The organism is Mycobacterium sp. (assembly GCF_050701675.1).
Lineage (GTDB): Bacteria > Actinomycetota > Actinomycetes > Mycobacteriales > Mycobacteriaceae > Mycobacterium.
In genome coordinates this window covers 1-3,330 of record NZ_JBOGDD010000094.1, presented here as the reverse complement: position 1 = coordinate 3,330, position 3,330 = coordinate 1, and the positions used below count along the sequence as shown (strand labels likewise).

The 3,330-nt window shown below is 69.3% G+C and carries 3 protein-coding genes; all 3 read right to left on the bottom strand.

From position 1 onward, the window contains the following. On the bottom strand, positions 1-930 hold a 930-nt coding region (locus ACRDUX_RS03015), incomplete at its 3' end, for an acyl-CoA dehydrogenase family protein (protein WP_526410882.1). A gap of 28 nt (positions 931-958) precedes the next feature. Next, positions 959-1,975, bottom strand: coding sequence for an LLM class flavin-dependent oxidoreductase (locus ACRDUX_RS03010; RefSeq protein WP_526410880.1), 1,017 nt, complete (start codon positions 1,973-1,975; stop codon positions 959-961). Next, positions 1,972-3,315: a glutamine synthetase family protein gene (locus ACRDUX_RS03005; RefSeq protein ID WP_526410884.1), complete on the bottom strand. Its 1,344-nt coding sequence runs from the start codon at positions 3,313-3,315 to the stop codon at positions 1,972-1,974. The genes ACRDUX_RS03010 and ACRDUX_RS03005 overlap by 4 nt, the downstream gene beginning before the upstream one ends. Between the last annotated feature and the right edge of the window lie 15 nt (positions 3,316-3,330).

The window sequence follows — 3,330 nt, the reverse complement described above, 5'->3', positions numbered from 1 at the left end:
GTTGAGCACCAGCGCCTCGGCCGCCGCCGCGTCGGCAGCGATCTCCCCCACCGCCTCCAGAACGAACGGATCCGCCGCAGCGGTATCCGCCAGCGAGTGCGCGGCTGGCCGCGCACGGCGGCGCACGTAGTCCACCGCGTCGTCGAGCACGGCCGCCGCGATGCCCGCGGACACCGCGGCCAGGTACAGCTGGAGGAACGTCGTGCTGTGTCCGAGGTGTGCGCCGTCGGAGACGGTCGTCACTTCGACGGGGTGGACCGCCACGTCGGTGAAACGCGTTCCGCCGCTTGCCGTCAGGCGTTGCCCGAAACCGTCCCAGTCGTCGAACAGCTCGACACCGGCGCGGTCGGTGGGCACGATCGCTTGCAGGTCGCGTCCCTCGGCGTCGATCGCAGACACGGCGATCACGTCGGCGAACAGCGTGCCCGTGGAGTAGAACTTGTAGCCGTTGAGCCTCAACGTCCCGCCCGCGTCGGCGAGCAGTGTGGTGTCGGCACTCGACGGCGCCTTGCCGTGCGCGTCGGTGATGGCGTTGCCGAACACCACGCCGGCCTCGACGCGTGGAAACCACTGCTGCCGTTCGGCTTCCGTCGCGCGGTTGCTCAGCAGGCGTTCCGAGAAGCCGAAGTGGGCTCGCAACGCCTGGGCGACGTTGGAGCTGGCCCTGGCGATCTGGACGACGGCGGCGAGCACCTCGCGGGCGCTGCCACCCGGACCTCCGTACCGAACGGGTACGCGGAGCCCGAGCAGGCCCGCTCCGCGAAGCTGCCGCACCGCGTCGTACTGCAGATCGCGGTGGCGTTCGGCGTCGGCGTCCGCGTCGCGCAACTCCTCGGCGATGCCGGCTAGTCGGGACAACCGTTCGGTGGTCGAACCCCGAAGGGGTTCCTCGGAGTATGCGGCGCGCGCCGCGACGGTCCCGGAAGTCAACGCTGTCGCTCCTCGATCATCGGAAGGGTCATCGGAAGTTCGGAATCACCTTGTCGGCGAACCTGTCCAATTCGGCATCGAGCGGTTGGAACTGAAGCATGAAGAGTTCGATGCCGGCCTGGTGGAATCGTCCGATGCGGTCGGTCACCTGCTGGTAGCTGCCCACCAGGCCTGCCAACGTCCCTCCGTTGGACCCGACCCGACTGCTTCCCGAAAGCACCTTGTACATCTGTGTGTTCGGATCGGTGCCCGAGGAGATCTCCGGCCTGCTCTCCGCGTCGACGAGGGACTGCAGATAGTCGAGCTCGGCGAGCGCCTCGGCCTCCGTGTCGCGGGCGATCACGAACGCGGAAAGGCCGAACCGCAACGGGTCCCGGTCGCGGGGTCTGGCGCGGAGGTCATCGATGACCTCCACAGTCGCGGGCAGTGGTCGCCCATTGATGAAGAAGACGTCCGCGTGGCGCGCGGCCAGCGCCCGAGCCGGCTCCGACTCGCCGCCAAGGTACACCGCGGGAGCCTGGGCCGGGAGCGGCCGGACGAGGGCCTGTTGCCCAGTGCTCCCGTCGATGGCGACCTCCTTTCCCGCCCACAGCTCGAGAACCACCGCCAACCACCGCGCCGTGTAGGCGTAGCGGTCGTCGTGGCTGGTGGGATCGAGCCCGAGGGCCTCCAATTCGGGCAGGAACCAACCGCTGACCACGTTGATCGCGAGGCGCCCCGTGGCGACGTCGCCGATGTTGGCGGCGATCTTGGCGAATACCAGCGGATTCAGCAGCAGTGGCTTGACGGCGCCGATGAGCTCGATGCTGGTGGTCGCCTCGGCCAGCGCGGCGAGCGTCGACCACGTCTCCAGCACGTCGTCGTCGACGTTGCTCGGATGGATGACGTGCTGGGCCAGCAGCGTCGAGTCGTAACCCGCCCGTTCGGCGCGCAGCAGCAGGTCGCGGTTGCGCCGGTAACTCGCGTCCGGGGCATCCTCGGGATGGTTTCTCGCGCCGTGGTTTCCGTAGACCGGCGCCCACACGCCGAACCGGGGCCCGGTCACGACGTCGTGAGGTAGCGCCGGCGTTCCCAGTCGCTGACCTGTCGGGTGTAGGCGTCCCACTCGCTACGGGCGATCGCCGCGAAGTCGTGAACGGACTCGGCGCCGAGGATCTCGGCGATCGTGTCGTCCTGCAGGGCCAGTGCGACGGCCACGCCAAGCGATTCGGGCAGCGGGGTACCCGAGCCGTAGAGGTTACCGCCCTCGGCCCCCTCCGGCCGTCGGCGCGACCGCAGCCCCGCGATGACCGCGGCCAGCGCGGACGCGATCAGCCAGTACGGGTTGGCGTCGGAACCGCCCGTGCGCAGCTCGATCCTGGTTGCCGCGGGATTGGCGTCGACCAGCGAACGCACTGCGGCACTGCGATTGTCGCGGCTCCACGTCACCGTCGCCGGCGCGAACGAGTCGGGCTCGAACCGCCGGTAGGCGTTCACCGAGTGCGCTCCGAACAGGGTGATCGACGGCAGGTGCTCGAGCAGGCCCGCGATGGCGTGCAGGGCGACGTCGTTCTCACTGCCGTCGACCGGCGCGAAGGCTGGTGCGCCGTCACGCCACAGCGAGATGTGGATGTGGCCGGAACTGCCGGAGTGCTCGGCGAACGGCTTCGGCATGAAGCTGGCGATCTTCCCGTGCCTGCGGGCGACCTCCTTGGCCGCGTACTTGAGGCGGGCGCTGTCGTCGGCCGCTTCCAGTGCGTCGGTGTACACCAGGTTCGTCTCGACCTGACCGGGTCCGTACTCGGTCTGGATGCCCTCCAGTCTGGTGAAGGCGCCGAGCGTCTCGTAGAGGTCGGAGATCAGTGGGTCCAGCGCGTTGGCGTTCTCCAGCGAGTAGGCGTGGATGTCGTCCTGGAACGTCGTGCCGTCCGGGTTCAGCAGGTAGAACTCGAGCTCGACGCCGACCTTCGCCGTGTATCCGAGCGCGGCGAGCTGCTCCAGTACCCGCCTGAGCACGGCGCGGGGATCGAGCAACGACGGCGCGCGGTCGTAACCCACGACGTCGGAGATCACGTGCCCGACGCCGGGCCGCCACGGCAGCGGCCGAAACGTCGAGAAGTCGGGTACCGCGAACGCATCCGGATAGCCGCCCTCCCAGTTGGTCAGGTGCAGTGAGTCGATGACGGTCGCGTCGACGTTCCACCCCAGCGCCGCCTCGCAGAACGCGAACCCGCTCCCCTGGGCCCGGTCCAGGAACTGGCCTGCCGGGATTCGCTTGCCCGCGGCGTGGCCGAGTGGATCGCTCCAGGCGACCTCGATCTCGCGCAGTGACCCGTCGGCGATGCCGCGCAACAGGTCCCGCTCCCTGGCCGACTCCGCGACCGAGCCGTCGACGGTCTGCGTCATGACGCGGCTGCGGCG